The organism is Limnovirga soli, from assembly GCF_013106755.1.
GTDB classification, from domain to species: domain Bacteria; phylum Bacteroidota; class Bacteroidia; order Chitinophagales; family Chitinophagaceae; genus Limnovirga; species Limnovirga soli.
The window spans coordinates 1-18,690 of record NZ_WHPF01000023.1 but is presented as its reverse complement, the minus strand read 5'-3'; the positions used below and the strand labels follow the sequence as shown (position 1 = coordinate 18,690).

At 40.8% G+C, this 18,690-nt stretch carries 11 protein-coding genes; 6 read left to right on the top strand and 5 right to left on the bottom strand.

Translation table 11 applies throughout. The annotated features are described in order from the left end of the window. Positions 1–195 precede the first annotated feature (195 nt). Positions 196–834 (top strand): hypothetical protein, encoded by a 639-nt coding sequence (locus tag GD597_RS21255; RefSeq protein WP_216368649.1) that lies wholly within the window; start codon positions 196–198, stop codon positions 832–834. 319 nt (positions 835–1,153) lie between these two features. Further along, the gene (locus GD597_RS21250) at positions 1,154–1,615 is read left to right on the top strand and encodes a DinB family protein (protein ID WP_171609939.1); all 462 of its coding nucleotides are present in this window, start codon (positions 1,154–1,156) and stop codon (positions 1,613–1,615) included. A gap of 163 nt (positions 1,616–1,778) precedes the next feature. On the opposite strand, the gene GD597_RS21245 is transcribed toward GD597_RS21250, so the two are convergent. The 4 genes from GD597_RS21245 to GD597_RS21230 all read right to left on the bottom strand — a co-directional run bounded on the left by GD597_RS21245 (position 1,779) and on the right by GD597_RS21230 (position 6,205). Further along, positions 1,779–2,726 carry an aldose 1-epimerase gene (locus GD597_RS21245; RefSeq protein ID WP_171609938.1) on the bottom strand — a complete coding sequence of 316 codons (948 nt, stop codon included), beginning with the start codon at positions 2,724–2,726 and terminating at the stop codon, positions 1,779–1,781. Positions 2,727–2,802: 76 nt separating this feature from the next. Continuing rightward, positions 2,803–3,975 carry a glycoside hydrolase family 130 protein gene (locus GD597_RS21240; RefSeq protein ID WP_171609937.1) on the bottom strand — a complete coding sequence of 391 codons (1,173 nt, stop codon included), beginning with the start codon at positions 3,973–3,975 and terminating at the stop codon, positions 2,803–2,805. Between the two features lie 105 nt (positions 3,976–4,080). Then, positions 4,081–5,244, bottom strand: coding sequence for a hypothetical protein (locus tag GD597_RS21235; RefSeq protein WP_171609936.1), 1,164 nt, complete (start codon positions 5,242–5,244; stop codon positions 4,081–4,083). Then, a complete protein-coding gene (locus tag GD597_RS21230; RefSeq protein WP_171609935.1) occupies positions 5,231–6,205 on the bottom strand; it encodes a DUF2157 domain-containing protein in 975 nt (324 codons plus the stop codon). Before GD597_RS21230 ends, GD597_RS21235 begins: the two co-directional genes overlap by 14 nt. A gap of 400 nt (positions 6,206–6,605) precedes the next feature. On the opposite strand from GD597_RS21230, the gene GD597_RS21225 reads away from it, so the two are divergent. Next, on the top strand, positions 6,606–9,980 hold the full coding sequence (locus GD597_RS21225; protein ID WP_171609934.1) for a methylmalonyl-CoA mutase family protein: 3,375 nt from the start codon (positions 6,606–6,608) through the stop codon (positions 9,978–9,980). 234 nt (positions 9,981–10,214) lie between these two features. Here GD597_RS21225 and GD597_RS21220 read toward each other — a convergent pair whose 3' ends face one another. Beyond that, a complete protein-coding gene (locus GD597_RS21220) occupies positions 10,215–11,465 on the bottom strand; it encodes a hypothetical protein (protein ID WP_171609933.1) in 1,251 nt (416 codons plus the stop codon). Positions 11,466–11,662: 197 nt separating this feature from the next. Here GD597_RS21220 and GD597_RS21215 point away from each other — a divergent pair, with 197 nt between their 5' ends. The 3 genes from GD597_RS21215 to GD597_RS21205 all read left to right on the top strand — a co-directional run bounded on the left by GD597_RS21215 (position 11,663) and on the right by GD597_RS21205 (position 18,473). Beyond that, a complete protein-coding gene (locus GD597_RS21215) occupies positions 11,663–12,193 on the top strand; it encodes a DUF1572 family protein (protein ID WP_171609932.1) in 531 nt (176 codons plus the stop codon). Positions 12,194–12,210: 17 nt separating this feature from the next. Then, complete coding sequence (locus GD597_RS21210; protein WP_171609931.1) at positions 12,211–13,200, top strand: aminotransferase class I/II-fold pyridoxal phosphate-dependent enzyme; 990 nt, start codon at positions 12,211–12,213, stop codon at positions 13,198–13,200. 467 nt (positions 13,201–13,667) lie between these two features. Further along, positions 13,668–18,473, top strand: coding sequence for a translocation/assembly module TamB domain-containing protein (locus GD597_RS21205; protein WP_171609930.1), 4,806 nt, complete (start codon positions 13,668–13,670; stop codon positions 18,471–18,473). The last annotated feature ends 217 nt before the right edge of the window (positions 18,474–18,690 follow it).

Genomic DNA, 18,690 nt, shown 5'->3' with positions numbered 1-18,690 from the left:
TCCTGCTTTTCGGAAATATTTGCATGAAAAAAACAGAAACATACTATTTTATAAAACCAGCACTTTACAAGCACAATTGTCAATGCAATAGTTTTTTGGCTTGCCTGTTAAGTTAGTCTATTTTTGGGTTGATGGTCATCACAAAGGGCCTTGCCAAATTTTCCAATAAAAATCTTTGACCAAAATATTAAACAGATGATGAAGAAGTATTTGGTGTTGATATGTCTGGTTACTTCAGTAATATTAATAACAATAGCATCCTATTTCTACCCAGGCGGCTCATTGATTGACAAAAATTCTATTGGGTTTCAATGGTCAAAAAATTTCCTAAGTAATTTATTTACCAGAAAAGCGATAAACGGTTCAGCAAACCCTGGCTGGATTTGGGCACTTATTGGAATGGCATTCCACTCGGTTGGTTATGGAATTTTTTTTATCAATATGTCAAAAAAAATCCCTTCAAAACAATGGGCAAGCATTTTAAAATATATTGGCGCTGCCAACATTATATTTATTTTCTTAATCGCAACACCCTTGCATGACCTGGGAACAATATCCATCATTTTAACATTGCTTGGTTTATTTACTATTACCATATTTTTACTACAATCAAAACTTCATTTACTAAAAGTCTGCTGTATTATTTGCTTATTAACTTATTACAGTTTCTTTACCCTATATGGTTTTGGTTATTTGGGTTTGACAGTGATCATGCAGAAAGTATATATTATTTGTTCGATGCTATTAGTTGTAGGACTAGAGTATTTTACCAAATATGAAGACTTTACACAAATTAAAGCGGGCGGACAAAAATTACAAGCAAAGAACCATTAACATCTGGTTTTGAACAATTGGTGTATAAGATTGAAGTAATCATCTGAAGTACATTTTTATGTCGCTCTTCATCGTTGGAGTTGTTTCCAACGACATTCGCGCTAATCTACGCTTTGATAAAAGCTCCACAAAATTCCGAACGCACAAGAGTGCGACGCAAGTAAAGTTGAATAGCCATTCTTTTGCCGGGCCAATAATTGAACTGGAAAATAACGCTTCGGACAAGTATTGATGATAAACCGCAGCCTTTTTTTGGCTTGGCTGTTTAGTTCGGGTATTTTTGAGTGGTGCTCATTTTATTAAACACTAAAATATTTGCATGAATACTCAAAAGGAATTACTTCGGGAAATGTTGGTTCAAAATAAGATTACTAACTCATATGCTTTGGACAGCATCACTAACGAGAATAAAAGATATAAACTGAATGGGGAAGCTGCATCTGTTGGATTTATTTACAGACATATAGGTGAAACAATGAATTTGTTTGGTTACTTTCTTGGTATTCCGTCTGACATTAAAAATACTACAATGGGTCAACAAGATACAGGAAATGACTATGCAATTGAAACAAGTAAGTTATATATTGATTCGGGGTATAAAATGCTGGAAAATGTAATTGAAAATTCGACAGACGAAGATTGGTTATTGACAATTGATACGCCATTTTTTGGAACCGTTTCCCGAATGCGTCTTTTTTCTCATGTTCTTTTTCATAACGCTCATCACGCAGGTCAAATTTCTTTGACTTTATCAAAAGGAAAACTATTTACAACCGATTGAGTTACCATAAAAGCGAATACATAAAAGCTGTTTAGCAAAATCTTTGCTTTGGGCAACGCTGCAGTAAAAGCCCAATAAAGTTATTGCCTCACAAGAGTGTTACGCAAGTAAAGCTTTATTGATTATCCGCCTGTCTGGCTACAAAAAATAGATGGTATTGTTTTTATATGGCCAGCACCTGGTAGCTGGTGGTAAATTCGTGTGTACTGCCCGGCGCTGCTAGTATTAAACCTATACCATTGTTAAATGCATCGGGCACACTGCTTAGGTTTTCTATGGCTATGCTGTTACGGTGCGGTGGCGTATAAATTTGTAAATAGGGATAGGCTGCATTGGGCATAATATTTAATTGTATGCCGGCCTGTTCATCGGTAAGGCTGCAGGCTATTTCGGTAGTATTGGCTAATACAAAACAATTGTCAAAAAATGTGTCGCCCAATAATTTTGGGGTATTGTATACATGGTATGGCTCCACCGCTCCGGTGGGAATTAACGCCTCGTTAAATACCACCATTTCTTTACTGTTAAAACCCAGTTGCAGGTTATTAACCGTAGCGCCCAAACTAAAGTAAGGGTGCCAGCCATCTGCCAGCGGAATGGCATGGTTACCAATATTGGAAACACTGGTGGTTATACTAAGTGTATGTTGCCTGCTGAGCAAATAAGTAACCGTGATAACATATTGAAACGGATATCCCTTATCGGTGCCCCGGTAATGGTATTGCAATACCACAAAAGCCTTGGTTTCATCGGCACCGGAGTGAATAATTTTATAGGGGGCATCGTACACAATACCATGTATGGCAGAGTCGCCCAAATAATGTTTTTCGATGGTGTATTGCTGGCCATCATATTGGTATACGCCTTTATTTAATCGGCATACAAATGGACTTAGTTTGGCACTTTTAAACCCATTGGTAAAATTATCCAAAGCATCCTGCGGTGAGCTGAATGCATCTACAATATTGGTACTACCCTTTGGGCCTGTAATAGTAAATGCATTTAATAAGGCGCCGGTTGCATATATGGTGGCACTGCAGGTATTGGTATTATTGGTTAAGGTGATTACCGGAAAAATATCATCGGTATTGATATGGATTAAAAATGACATGCTATGATTTTTGTGTAAGCTACATATTTCTGTTATGCAAAAAAACTCAAACGATTGCTTTTTAGCTAAAAGCTGTTTAAGGTGTATTTTTTATGGCAACGGCTATCCTGGAATCGGCAGTACCATAATATAAAAACCACTTGTTTTTAAACTGCGCAAGTCCTTCTATAAAACACACATTATTTACCTCGCCTGTTAGCTCGTAAGGTTGCTGGGGTTTTATAAAGTAGGTGTTCATGCGGCTGATGATGGCTAGCGGGTTTTGCTTATCGAATAAGACCTGCGAAGCTGCATATGTACCTTCGGGCAAGGTAGTATCGCCAATGGTTTTTATGTTTCGGCTGTTATAGAGTAAAACAATGCCCTTATCGGTAAGCAGGGCCGGCGGGCCGCTTTCTACTAAATCGGCATCAAAAAAAGTTTTACGTGTGGGTACGGCAATTTTAAGGCGACTAATATTGGCAGCGGCATAGATAGAATCGTAGCCGGCATTTTCTGTTTGATTAGTGGTTACCGGGTGCCAATGAATAAGATCGGTGGAAGTGGCGGCCCATATGTATTTATCGCCCCAATACATCCAGTATTGTCCGTTTATTTTGGTAGCTACTATTTTGCCATTGGTATAGGTTGATACTATAGCACCCGATTTGGACCATATATTTTTATAGGTACTATCGCTGCCAAAAACGGGGCCATACTTGCGCCACTGCAACAGGTCTTTGGAAGTAGCAATCATTAATCTGGCAGTATTACCATCGTAAGCGGTATAGGTAAGATAATAGAGGCCGGTACTGTCTTCTACTATGCGGGGATCTTCACAGCCGCCCTGCCATTCGTATGTTTTAAACACATCATTATCCGGATATAACACCGGGGCGGCCATACGGTTAAAATGGATACCATCCACACTCCAGGCAAAACCTATACGCGATGTGCCCGCAGGCTTGCCCACACTATCCTGTGCACGATACAACATAAAAACAGTATCGTTTCTTACTACGATGGCGGGGTTAAACACATTCTTAGCTTCCCAGCCAATTTCTTTTTGGGTAATGGGACAGTAAAATACATTGGTACCGGGTTGCATTACGGGGTTACTGCTATCGGCTTTATTAAAAGGTAGCAAAGCCCATGGATAGGCCGTTGCCAATGTATCCATATTTGCAGCTTGTGCAGCTGTATCTGTTGTACCAACATTACAGGCTGTAAACAATAAGAGGGCGGCGAAAAATATGGCAAATGTTTTCATGGTTGTATTTGTATTGTAATGGCTGCCCATTGATTAGAACGTAAAAGTGTGCGACGCAAGTTAAGCTGAAACAAGTGATAGGCCGGGTAAAAAATATGGCACCATTTAATAACTACCATCTGCCCCGCCTCCGCCACTACTGCCGCCGCCAAACTGCACGCCTGAGGCTTCCTGATGAGTGCCGGCATTAAAAGTTTGAGCAATAATTAATGCCTCGGCATTGCGTAATATATTTTGTTGTTTGCCCGCCGGCTCAAAAGTAAACCCTGCCCGGGGCTGCGCCAGATAACGTATTAACCAGTAACAAATAGCTATCAAAATTACACCACCAATAAACATAGCCATTTCGGGAGATAGCACATGATAATAATAACGCACAGTAAACACCGATACGGCAATTAGTACCAGTGCGGTGCGAATAAAATCTAAACGCTTTGTATAAATACCATACACCATATAAGCAGGAGGAATGATAATGGTAAACAACCAGAATAACCAACCCATGGGAATGGTATCTGTTACACCCAGTTGAAGGTGGAACATGGCATTGCTTAATTCCTTTACTACAAAATAATTACCACAGACATAAAAGCTGATACAGGCACAAATGCTTACACACTGTATGCTAAATTGGTAAAATAGCAGGCTGTCTTTTTTGGCAAGAACTTGCATGGCTGCATACAACAATGCTGCTACAATCATCATAAGCAAGGGCGCAGTAGCTTTGGCGATGGTGCCCAATTTTATATATAGCAAAAACACCAGTAAGAACAACGCAATAAAAGCCAGCACCGCCATAAAAGCATCTGTAAAACGAATACAGAACCAGCCACTTACCAATAGCCCAAACAGTGCAGCAAGAATATAGTTATTGGAATAATCATTTATTACAAACGCAACTACAAATAATACTAAGGAAAGTAACATCAGGGTATTATCAACACCCGCATTATAGTATCGGTTGTTCTTTATAAATGTTTCTACCCCCACATACAAGAAAATGGAGAGCATAAACATTAATACAATTGCTGATGCACTATCCTCTACATCAAACATCATTGCCAGTAAGCCGCCAAAAAACAAGGTGCAAATAAGCGTGAGTATACTTAACCCAATTCTTATCATAAAATTGGGCGTATATAAAGTACAGGGGTGTGCTTCAATGATGGCTGCAGCTCTTTCTTTGCTAATACAATTGCGTTCACTTACTTCTTCTACCGTATCAGCAATGGCTTTATTGTATAGATCGGTGGTATTATAGGCTGTCATGCTGCTTTAATTTTTTATTGTAATACATAAACAAACGAATCAATGCAATGCCCGATGCTATAAAATATATCATGATGAAATAGGCGATGGCATACCCGCTTACAGCAATTAAAAAATCCATGATAACATAGCTTATACCGAAATAGGCATATAACACGGTAATTACAAAAAAGTAAAAAGATTGCTCGGCCACGGCAGTAGTAAAAAAATAAAATACCACACCCAGCAATACCAAAAACCACAACAGGTATATCTGCTCAATTTGAATGATAGCCGCCAGCAAAGCAATAAATAATATATGCGCACCAAAATTTTTATAGGTAAATGCAAAGTGTGCTTTTAGCTGCTTTTTCGTAGACAGTACAGCCATAGCAATAAGTATAACCCCTAATAATATGGCGGTATAAATCAGGTAAACATTATTAAAATCATTATCAGATAGTATATTCAAGGGGCTGGCAACAATACCTGCCCAGGCCGCCAAATTGGTAATGGCCAAACTAAGTACCCCCAGGTGATCAAAATAATATGCGCTGGCAAACAATAGTACCATGGGTATAAAACTGGCCATCCCCAGCCGGCTGCCAAATACAGTATACTGGTATTGTATATAGCCAATGAAGCTTAGCAATAACAGACAGCCCAATAGCAAAATATAATCCTGCAAAACATGGGTAGTGGTTGCTTTGCCACGCACAAATCCGGCACTGGTTTTAAAGCAATATGCAAAGCAGGCGGCACAGGCCAAAGCAATTGCACTAATAATAACGGTATGGCCAATGGTGTCAATATTTTCGTATACCAAAATACCGGCGCCGGTGGTGGTTAATACAATACCCAAATACAAAAGAGTACGCAGTTCCCAATGTACCGATTTGGGGTAAGGTGCCTGTATATGTTGCAGTTCATCGGCACTAATATGACCGCTGGCAAAGAGTTTATTAAAAATGGTAAAAGACATAGCTGGTTAAATAAGTAAATGAATATAACAAGTAAAAAGCTACTATACAAAATTTAACAGCCGGGTGCAGGTACCCGGCTAATGGTTATGATGGCATCGCCGCTTGCGTCGCACTCTTGTGCGGTTGGCTGTTATGGCAGCAACATCTACAGCAATAGAGAAACATTTGATACAAGTAAAAAGCTTTATTCAAAACCAAATTACCGCGTTAGGGATTGCAACGGAAAGCCCGCAGCGCAGCGAGGACTTGCAGTGAAAAGCCCGACCCGCAGGGAACGCCCAAACAATAATTTATACCCCCGCCATGATGATTTTAGCAGCATAGCAAATTCTTTAAACTAACACCCGTTAACAGCAGCACTTAAAAGCATACATTTGTGGCCTGTACAAAAAAGAACCTATGGCCTATTTACCTGTAAATAAAGTTAGAATTGTTACCGCCGCCAGTTTATTTGATGGCCACGATGCTGCCATAAATATTATGCGCCGTATAATGCAAAGCAAGGGTGCAGAAATTATTCACCTGGGGCATAACCGCAGCGTTAAAGAAATTGTAGAAGCCGCTATTGAAGAAGATGTGCAGGGCATTGCCATTACCAGTTACCAGGGTGGCCATGTTGAGTTTTTTAAATACATGAAAGATTTGCTGGAAGAAAATGGTTGCGGCCATATAAAAATATTTGGCGGCGGCGGTGGCACTATTCTGCCCTCAGAAATACTGGAGCTGCATAAATATGGCATCACAAAAATTTACTCACCCGATGATGGTCGGCACCTTGGTTTGGAAGGAATGATTGAAGAAGTGGTGCGTAGTTGCGATTTTCCTTTACACACCGCAGTAAGCAACCAAACCAATACTTTAGGCGAAGTAAAAGATATACAAAGCATTGCCCGCGCCATAACAATTGCCGAGAACGGAGCCGGTATAGTGCAAGGCAAGGAAAGCAGCAGCACCAGCATCCCCGTTATAGGCATCACCGGTACAGGCGGTGCCGGCAAATCATCTGTTACCGATGAAATTGTACGCCGTTACCTGAATAGCTTTACCAATAAAACCATTGCCGTTATAAGTGTTGACCCTTCAAAGAAAAAAACAGGCGGCGCTTTATTGGGCGACAGAATTCGCATGAATGCCATTGCACATGGCCGCGCCTATATGCGCTCTATGGCCACCCGTGACGACAATACCGCCCTTAGCGCCCACATACCCGAAGCCATTGGCATTTGTAAAGCTGCTGGCTTTGATTGCATTATTGTAGAAAGTGCCGGTGTGGGCCAAAGCGATGCCAGCATTCTGGAATATTGCGATGTAAGTGTATATGTAATGACACCCGAATATGGTGCTGCTTCGCAACTTGAAAAAATAAATATGCTGGATTATGCTGATGTGGTTTGCATCAATAAATTTGATAAAGCCGGCGCATTGGATGCATTACACGATGTACGCAAACAATATAAACGCAACCACAATTTATTTACCGCCAAAGATGAAGACCTGCCCATTGTAGGCAGCATTGCCGCACAATTTAATGATGCCGGTATAAATGCCTTGTTTAGTAAATTAATACACACTATTACCGTTAAAACCGGCGTGCATTTTGGTGATATATTTATCAGTGCCATACAGCAGGCAACAGATAAAGCGGGATTAAGTAAATCGATGATTATTCCGCCAAAAAGGGTACGCTTTCTGGCCGAAATTGCCGATAGCAGCCGGGGCTACGATTCCCTGGTAAAAGAACAGGCAGATATTGCCTCTACCCTGTACAGGTTACACGGGGCCCTGCAATCGCTGCAAAAAGTGAATGCTGCACCAGCTGCCCTAGATGCCATTCAGCAACAAATTACGGTTACAGAAAATTTATTAACCCCGGTTAGTAAAAAATTAATTACCAAATGGCCCGAAAAAATTAAAGCCTACGAAGCCGATACTTATGAGTATAAAGTAAGGGATAAAGTGATTAGTCAGCCCATGTTTAGTACCAGCTTATCGGGTACCCGCATTTCAAAAGTGGTATTGCCAAAATACCGCGACTGGGGCGATATATTGCGCTGGCAAACCCAGGAAAATGCACCCGGCCTTTTCCCATTTACCAGTGGTGTATTTCCTTTAAAAAGAGAGGGCGAAGACCCCACCCGTATGTTTGCCGGTGAAGGCGGGCCTGAACGTACCAATAAACGCTTTCACTATGTATCGTTGGGGCAACCAGCCAAACGGTTAAGCACCGCATTTGATTCTGTAACCTTATATGGGGAAGATCCGGCCAAACGCCCTGACATTTATGGCAAGGTGGGTAATAGCGGTGTTAGCATTGCTACCGTAGACGATGCAAAAAAACTATACAGCGGTTTTGATTTGTGCGACCCCAAAACCTCAGTAAGCATGACGATAAATGGCCCGGCACCGGTGCTGCTTGCCTTTTTTATGAATGCTGCCATTGACCAGCAATGCGAGAAAAAAATTACCGAACTGGGTTTATGGGAAACCGTAAAAACTATACAGGCAAAAAAATATGCATCGGGCATTGCACCGCTGTATTATAACCCCTCCTACCCGGAACGTTTGCCCGAAGGCAATAACGGCTTAGGCTTGCAGTTACTGGGTTTAAGCGGCGATGAAGTATTACCCGCAGATATATACCAACAGGTAAAAGCACAGGCCCTTGCGCAGGTAAGGGGTACAGTACAGGCCGATATTTTAAAAGAAGACCAGGCACAAAATACCTGCATTTTTAGTACCGAGTTTGCGCTTAAATTAATGGGCGATGTACAGGAATATTTTATTGCCGAAAAAGTGCGCAATTTTTATAGTGTATCTATCAGCGGCTATCATATTGCTGAAGCAGGTGCCAACCCTATTACGCAACTCGCATTTACCTTAAGCAATGGATTTACCTATGTTGAATATTATTTAAGCCGCGGCATGCATATTGATGATTTTGCTGCCAACCTGAGTTTCTTTTTTAGCAATGGCATGGACCCAGAGTATAGCGTTATTGGCCGTGTGGCAAGGCGTATTTGGGCCAAAGCCATGAAGTATAAATACAAAGCCAATAAACGCAGCCAGCAGTTAAAATACCATATTCAAACCAGTGGCCGCAGCCTGCATGCACAGGAAATAGACTTTAACGATATTCGTACTACCTTGCAAGCTTTATATGCTATTTACGACAATTGCAATAGTCTGCATACCAATGCATACGATGAAGCTATTACCACACCAACAGAAGAAAGTGTGCGCCGCGCCATGGCCATACAGCTAATTATTAACCGCGAACTGGGCAGTGCTACTACCGAGAACTTTATTCAAGGCTCGTTTATAATAGAAGAACTTACCAATCTGGTTGAAGAAGCGGTATTAACCGAGTTTGACAGAATTACTGAACGTGGCGGCGTATTAGGCGCTATGGAACGTATGTACCAACGCAATAAAATACAGGAAGAAAGCCTGCATTACGAAATGCTGAAACATACCGGTGAATTACCCATTGTTGGCGTAAATACGTTCCTGAATAAAAAAGGCAGCCCCACCATTATACCTTCAGAAGTAATTAGAAGTACTATGGAGGAAAAAGAATTACAAATAGAAAACCTAAAGGCATTTCATACACGCAATAAAAGCCTGTCGGCAGCGGCATTGCAGCAACTGCAACACACGGCCATACAACATGGCAATTTATTTAGCGAGTTAATGGAAACCGTAAAATATTGCAGTCTTGGCCAAATAACCAATGCACTTTACGAAGTTGGCGGACAGTACCGCCGAAACATGTAATGGCTACAAAAACATTTGCGTTATAGTTAACGCAGCGCACAATTAACTATTGGGCTATACTTGCGTCGCATTCTTGTACGGTTGGTACTTTGCGCGGCTTATTATAACAGGTGAATGCCAAAATAAGCACCCAAAAAATGCTGCCAAATGTTATACAAGCACAAGAGTGCGACGCAAGTAAAGCTGCATTGCTATCAAAAGCCGGGACAATGAAAATGATAAATATTCTTGCAGTTAAAATTGATAATTTACCTGCATTTGCAAACCACTATTGGTAAGTGTGTACTCACTAAAACTGGTAATGCCTGCATTGGGATGATAGCTAATGGACAAGCCAGCCCGTTTTATATTCACACCGGTTTTTAGTACCCCATTTAACCAAAAACCTCTTGTAAATTTTATATAGGCATTGTTTTCACTTTGCGTGGTGCCGGTTAATGCCACCCGCTCAGTTTTTTCTTCATTAACGGGATAAGAGGAGAAATTGGCTGCACCACCTGCACCCACATACCATTTAACCGTTGGGCCATTATAGAGATTGTAATGTAATTGTGCCGATACCGCCACATTGATTTGCTTGAAATTGAATGCATGATTTTCGGTAGCTTCAAAATAAGTAATAGACCTGTTTGCTTTGGTGGTAAACCCCGTGGCAGAAAGTTGTGTTTGAATATACAGCTTACCAATTGCCGGATTAGTATAAATATTAGCCCCTGCACTAAGAACTGGCAATAAGGAAGCATCATTGGTTAAGCCCGCAAATATATTATTACCCGTAAGCTCAAGTTTGCCATAATTTACTCCTGCACCTATATAAAATATAACTCCCTTATTTTTTTTATACAATGGTGCAATATTTGTATTCACCTGGTGATTTATTTTACTACAGATAGCCGTTAAGTCTTTCTTTGTATAGGCAGCAGTTGCGATTAATGATTTAACCGCCTCATCATCGGGAACGGCCTGGTTTGAAATGCCAATCAGCGTAGAACGGTAGGCATAATCGTATTTAACCTGTTCGTCCTGCACATATATGGTATTTAATAATTCCAAAGGCGTATCTGCATTTTGCATTTGCAAATAGAACCTAAGTTTAACATCGTCGGTATAAGAGAAAAGCGAAACAGTTTTACCCTTTTCAATCACTTTTAAAAAAACAGTATTTACAATGCTATTGGTATCTTTTGCAGTTAAGGCACTCAAATTGGTAGTGCCTGTTGAAATTGAAACGGTATGGCTTGCAAAAGCTTCTTTACCCATTACTTCAAAGTAGCTGATATCTGCCGCTGTGTATTTTTTGGTTTGTACATTTTTTGCTGTTGCAAACTGTATGCTTAATGGGTTCTTATACCACTCCCGATAATCTATAAAACCTTTTAGAGTATCAGCACTATTTAATACTATCAGACCGGGCTGCATGTTTTTTTGGGCAAAGCTGGTATTTGCAAAAAGGCAAAGTACCAACAGGGATTTAGTTAGTTTCATAAAGTATAATATTCGCAATAATACAACTCTTCCCCAAAATAAATAATTACTGCATTTTAATTATTTAGTCTGTTTACTGATTATTTGTTTAGCAACGGTATGTAATTTTAGATCCCCGCAATATTATTTATTACAGATTAATCAAACGGGATTATGCCCAACTGCATTAATTAATAATTTTACCTACAATTATTTTTATGTCGTTCGAAACCAGCTTTATACAGGATACCGTTAAAAGATTACGCTATTACAAAGAACTAGGCGATAAAACTTTTGCGCAACTGGAAGAAAAAGATTTCTTTTTTCAACCATCGGAGGAGAGTAATAGTATTGCTATCATTGTACAACACCTGTATGGCAATATGCGCAGCCGCTTCACCAATTTTTTAACTGAAGATGGCGAAAAATCCTGGCGTGAACGTGATGCAGAGTTTGGAACAAATATCACCACAAAAGCTGCGGTAATTGCACAATGGGAAGAAGGCTGGAAAATTGTATTTACTGCCAAAGAAAACCTGCAGCCACAAGAACTAACCAATACCATTTACATAAGAACAGAACCCCTGCTGGTGTACGATGCACTACTAAGGCAACTGGCGCATTACCCATACCATATTGGGCAAATACTGTATATTGGTAAAATGATTAAAGATGCGCAATGGCAATCGTTAAGCATTGCCAAAGGGCAAAGCCAGCAGTTTAACCAGCAAATAAAACAGGGCCAATAAGCATTCAAAGCAACACCATGCAAGCTTACCAATTTTCAGTAACACCGGGCAGAACGGCAATAGCAGATGGACAAGAAATGTTATTCTTCTCCGGCTATGCTTATTTGGGTATGCACCAGATAAGTGCATTCACTCAATTGGTAAAAGAAGGTATTGACAGGTATGGTTGGATCTATCCCTCCTCCCGCATTTCTAATACACAACTCCGGCTATTTGCGCAGGCAGAAAATTTGTTAAGCAGCATTACCGGCAGTGAAGCTACCGTGCTGGTTTCCTCAGGCTTTACGGCAGGGCAGCTGGCTACCGAATTATGGCAAAACAACCTGGTAAACCTGCAGCCATCGCACCCGGCGGTACAAAGAAACAATGTACAGCTCCCCGGCATACCGCCTGCATTTGTAGCAGTAGATGCTGTAGATACACTTACCGCAAGCATTACCAATATACCCGCTTTGCTGGCAACCAATACTCCGCCCAAAATTTGCATTATCGACGACTCGCATGGTATTGGGCTAATTGGCCCCAATGGACAAGGCATTGCCGCATATACCCAAACCATCACAAACACCCAATTGGTGTACAGTTATTCCATGTCTAAAGCCTGGCAGGTAAATGCAGGAGCCATAAGTTGTAGCGCAACACTGGCTGATGCCATAAAAAAATTACCTGCCTATGCAGCCGCTACGCCCCCTTCGCCGGCATTGCTGCATGCGTTTGTACATGGGCAGGATGTATATGCAATGCAAAGAGAAAAATTGCGGCAGCTGATTGCCTATTTTCATGCAATAGTGGCCAATATACCGGGACTGCTGGTGCATAAAGAATTACCTGTAATTATTTTGCCGCATACATTTCCTGTGCACGAATTGCATAATAAGGGCATTATTATTTCCTCCTTTGCCTATCCCGATGCATCGGGTACTATTTTTAACCGGGTGGTAATAAATGCGCTGCACACTAAGGAGGATCTTGATTATTTATCCAAGGTACTACATCAATTCATTTAATTTTTTTGGGCCGGGCTAAGGAATAAGCATCGGCTTTACTTGCGTCGCTCACTTGTGCTGCAACAAGTATTGCAGCTGCTATTAATGTAATAGTTAAGCTTTGCATTTGCATTATACAGGTAATGATTGTTGCCCACAAAACAAGCTGTAGATCGCTTTATGTATGTTGTTTAATTGCCCATACAACTTGCCACAGTACAAGAGTGCGACGCAAGCGGTGCCGGGGAATAGTGCATATGCCGGGCTCAATACATGCATTAAGACAATATATACCCTAATTTTTACAAACTCTTACCAGCTTTTGGCATTGTATTAGTACATAAGGCTTTATCTTTATTTTTTGAATAATACACCGCTATTTGCTTAAAAAATTGCTGAAAATATCTAGTTGGGTACTCACAGTGGCTTTGGTGCTGGTGTTGATATTTGTACCACTGTCGCACATGTGGTCGAACAGAATTACACTAATGCTTATAGGCGTTGTATTACACGGCATTACTACCATCAGGCATGTACGCCGCAGCCTGTTGGGTTTACTGGGTTTATTACTTTTTTTGGTGCTATTACTGCAAACAGACCTGGTGCAGAATTTTATATTGCATAAGGTTACCCACCGCCTATCGGCCGATTTGCAAACCGAGGTAAAGATTAAATACATCAGCTTTTCGTTTTTTGATAAGATGGACCTGAAAGGGGTGCTGATAAAAGACCGCCAAAAAGATACCCTGTTGTATGCAGGCACCATGAAACTGCGGGTAACAGACTGGTTCTTTTTATCGGACCAGACAGACCTGAAATATATTGGCCTGGAAGATGCCAAAATAAACCTGCATCGCAAAGATTCGGTTTGGAACTATGCGTTTATTGCGGATCATTTTGCATCGCCTAAAACGGTAAAGGATTCGGTACCAAAAACCATTGCCCTTAACATTCAGAAAATAGACCTGAAGAAAGTAACTTTTATTCAGAACGATGAATGGATTGGACAGAAAATGGTGGCACGGGTAGGCAGCATGTTACTGGATGCCAAACGTACCAACCTAAACAGCAACGAATACGAAGTAAATACACTGGATATTGACCGGCCCTATTTTTTGTTAGAAGACTTTGATGGCCGCCGGCCGGATAGTTTAAGGCGTAAGCCCGACCCCAATGATACCAGCATGTATTTTAATGCCGGTGATATTTCACTTAAAATAAATACCCTTCATATAACAGATGGCACTTTTGCCAGCATAGTACGCGGCGATGTGCCAGAGAAAGGTTTATTTGACGGCGCCTACATTAAAGTAAATAAAATTAACGGGGTATTTAACCATTTTAGTTTTATAAAAGATACCATGAAGGCACAGGTGGAATTAAGTGCCGTAGAACGCAGTGGACTGGAACTAAAAAAATTAAAAGCAGATGTTAAGCTTACACCGCAAATAATGGAATTTGACCATTTGGATATTCAAACACCAGAAAGCAGGATTGGCAATTATTACGCCATGCGTTACCGGGATTTTAATGAGGATATGAAGGATTATATTAGCAAGGTAACCATGGACATCCGCATTAGAAACAGTAGTGTTAGCAGTGAAGATGTAGCTTACTTTGCCCCCGAATTAAGCGACTGGAACCGGCAGGTAGACATGAATGGAAAATTCTTTGGCACTGTTGAAGATTTTAGTGTTCAAAACCTGTTTATGCGCTCCGGCCCCGACATGTATGCCAGCGGAGAACTGGATATGAAGGGCTTACCGGATATTGATAAAACAAAGATTAGTTTAAACAGGGCCGTGGTGCAAACCAATAACAGGGAACTGGCCTTTTTGTACCCCGACATTACCAAAATAACCAGTCCTAATTTGGCAGCGCTGGGTAATATTCGCTTTTTGGGCGACTTTAATGGTACGGTACATGATTTTACCGCCAAGGGCAATATCACTACCAAGTTGGGTGGACTGTACAGCGATATCAATATGAAACTGCCTTCGAGAGGAGAACCTTCGTATGGTGGCACTTTACAAGCCAAACAATTTGATATTGGCAAATTTCTGGACGAAGCCACCCTTGGCAAAGCCAGTTTTAAAGGCACCATCGAAGGCAAAAGCTTTGCAATAGAAAGGGCTAAAACGAAGGTAAATATTGGCTTTGATTCACTAGATTTTAATGGATATACCTACCATAACCTCAATTTTGATGGCGCTGTTGAAAAAAGAAAATTTATAGGTGATTTTAAAGCCAGCGACCCCAATTTTGATTTTACCAGTAGCATCAATATTGATTTTACCGGACAGCAACCCCGCTTTAATATATTGGGAGATTTGGCCAATGCTAATTTTCAAAAACTCAATTTTACCAAAGAAAATGTTTTACTTACCGGCCTGTTCGACTTAAACTTTACCGGTAGAAATATTGATGAATTCCTGGGCTCGGCAAAAATATTGAACGCCACTTTGTTGCATGATAACGTACAACTGGACTTTGATTCTTTGTCAGTAAACGCATCCTATGATGATATCAATAAAAAAATATTAAGCGTTCAAAGCAATCAGTTTGATGCCAGCGTTACAGGGCAATACAATATCCTGGATTTACCCAATAGTTTCCAGCTGTTTTTAAACAGGTATTATCCTGCTTATATTAATGCCCCTAAAACCACGCCTAAAAACCAGCAATTTCAATTGGTATTACATACTATGGATTTTGACAAGTATGCCAATGTAATAGATCGCAGGCTATCGGGCCTGAATAATGTTGAAATCATTGGCGGTGTAAATACCAACCGGCCCGACTCTGGCCTATACATTTATGCCAATATACCACAGGTAAAATTTGATACCTACCAAATGGAAAATGCCCTTATTACAGGCCTGGGCAGTATAGATAGTTTACAACTTAACGGCACATTGGGTAATGTATACCTGAAAGATAGTTTCTATTTTCCCGGCTCAGCCTTTGACATACTTTCCAGTCAGGATCATTCCAGCGTACACATTAGTACACGTGCCAATGCCACCTTAGACGATGCCAGTTTAAATGCAGAAGTTATTACTTTGGAAGATGGTGTGCGTATCAATTTCCTGCCTTCATCCTTTGTTTTAAACACCAATAAGTGGGAACTGGATAAAGAAGGCGAACTGGTGATAAGAAAGAATTTTGCTACTGCCCGCAATGTAAAATTTACACAGGGTTTTCAGGAAATAACGGTAGAAACCGAGGAAGAAGATGGTGGCAATACCAGTAACCTGGTGGTAAAATTAAAAGATGTAAACCTCGGTGATTTTGTGCCGCTCTTTACCAAAAAACCAGCTATAGAAGGTGTTGCCAATGGCTCCGTATATCTGCAGGATTTTTATAATAAATTTCATGCTGATGCAGATATTACCGCCCGTCAATTCAGGCTGGACAATGACTCTATTGGTATTGTAAAACTAAAAGCCGCCTATAACAGCACACAGGGTAAAATAAATTGGGATGTGGTTTCAGATAACGAGAACTATACGTTTAACTCGCAGGGTTACTACAATATTAAAGATTCGGTTAGCCAGCCACTAAATACCAGCATTCATTTAAACAATACCAAAATAAACCTCATCAGTCAGTTTCTGGTGGGTCTTTTTTCTGATTTGGATGGCTATGCCACCGGCGACCTGATTATAAAAGGCAACCCCAACACTCCGCAATTGCTGGGTAAAGTGGCACTAAGAGATGCGGCCATAACGGTAGACTATACCCAGGTGCGCTACAATATAGATTCTGCCCTGTTTAATTTTAATGAAAATGGTATCGACTTTGGTCATTTTACTGTAAAGGATAAATACAAAAATACCGGCAGCGTTAGGGGCTATTTATATGAAGCAGGATTTGAAAAAATGCGTTTCGATTTTGATATGGCTACCGATAAAATGCTGCTTTTAGATACCAAGGCCAAAGACAACCAGCAATTTTATGGCAAAGCCATTGGCGAAGCTACCTTAAGCCTGAAAGGCCCTCAGGAAAATATGCGGATGAATATCACCGGTTCGGTAAATGATTCTACTCATATTTCTATTCCCACATCTACCAGTAAAGAAAGTGCCGATGCCGATTTTATCGTATTTAAAAAATATGGCGAAGATGCCGAAAAAGTAAAACCCGCTACCAATACCAAACTCAATATCGATCTTGATCTTACCGCCAATAACCAGGCGCAGATTGATATGATATTAGATGAACTAACCGGCGATATCATCAGTGCTACCGGTAATGGCCGGTTGCGCATTAATGTACCCGCCAGCGGCAACCTTACCATGAATGGCCGGTACAATATAGAAAGCGGCCGTTATAATTTTAATTTTCAATCCTTTCTGCGTAAACCTTTTGATCTTAAAAGAGAAGCGGGTAGTTATATAGAATGGACCGGAGATCCTTATAAGGCCGATATGCATGTAGACGCCCAATACACTGCCAAAAATATTGGTTTTGGAGACCTGCTTTCCAATACCGGTTACAACCTGGGCGGCACTGTTAGCGGCTATCGAGGCGATGTGTATGTGTTGGCTTCCCTCACCGGCAAACTCACCAATCCGCAAATTAAATTCGGGTTCGATTTTCCCGATAACAGCCCCATTAAAAACGACAATAACCTGAAACTATTTTTGGACAAAGTTCAAAGCGATGACAACGAAATGCTGAAACAGGTTACCTGGTTAATTGTATTTAATTCCTTTGCGCCCTATGGCGATATTGGCGGCGGTGGCGGTAATGTGGCACGCAATACAGGTATCAATACCATCTCACAAAAAATTACCGGCGAGGTAAACAAACTGGTCTCCAACCTGCTCTCAAAAATTACCGGAGATAAAAGTTTACAGTTCGATGTAAACACTTCTACCTATAGCAGTGCACAATTATATGGCAATACCTCCAGTGCGTCCAGTAACCGGTTAGACCGCCAATCCATCAATTTAAAATTAAGCCAAAGCCTGGCCAACAATAAAATCATCATCACTTTTGGTACGGGGCTCGATTTTAATATTAGCGGCTCCGCCGTACAAACGGGTAATTTTCAATGGCTGCCGGATATCTCGGTTCAATTTGTATTGTCAAGAGATAGAAAGTTGCGGGCCATTGTATTTAATAAAAGCAGCTTAGATGTAAGTACCGGCTTAATTGGCCGCCGCATCAGGCAGGGCGTAAGTATATCGTACACTTTCGATTTTCCAAAAGACGAGCCCAATGTATTAACCGCCGATACCACCCGCCCCGCTATCATAACCGACAGTACCCTGGTTAAAAAGCCCTGAAACAAAACAGCCCATTATTAGCCGGGCCATAACTCATCCATTTAGCATCCTTGCGTCGCACACTTGTACGGTTGGATTATTATTTAGCTTTTACCATAATGTAGATTTAAGCCTGCTATTTTTAGACTTATGGATGACGGAGCGAGTTTGATGAATGACGAAGCAAGTTTAATGGATGACGGAGCAAATTTGATGAATGACGGAGCAAGTTTGATGA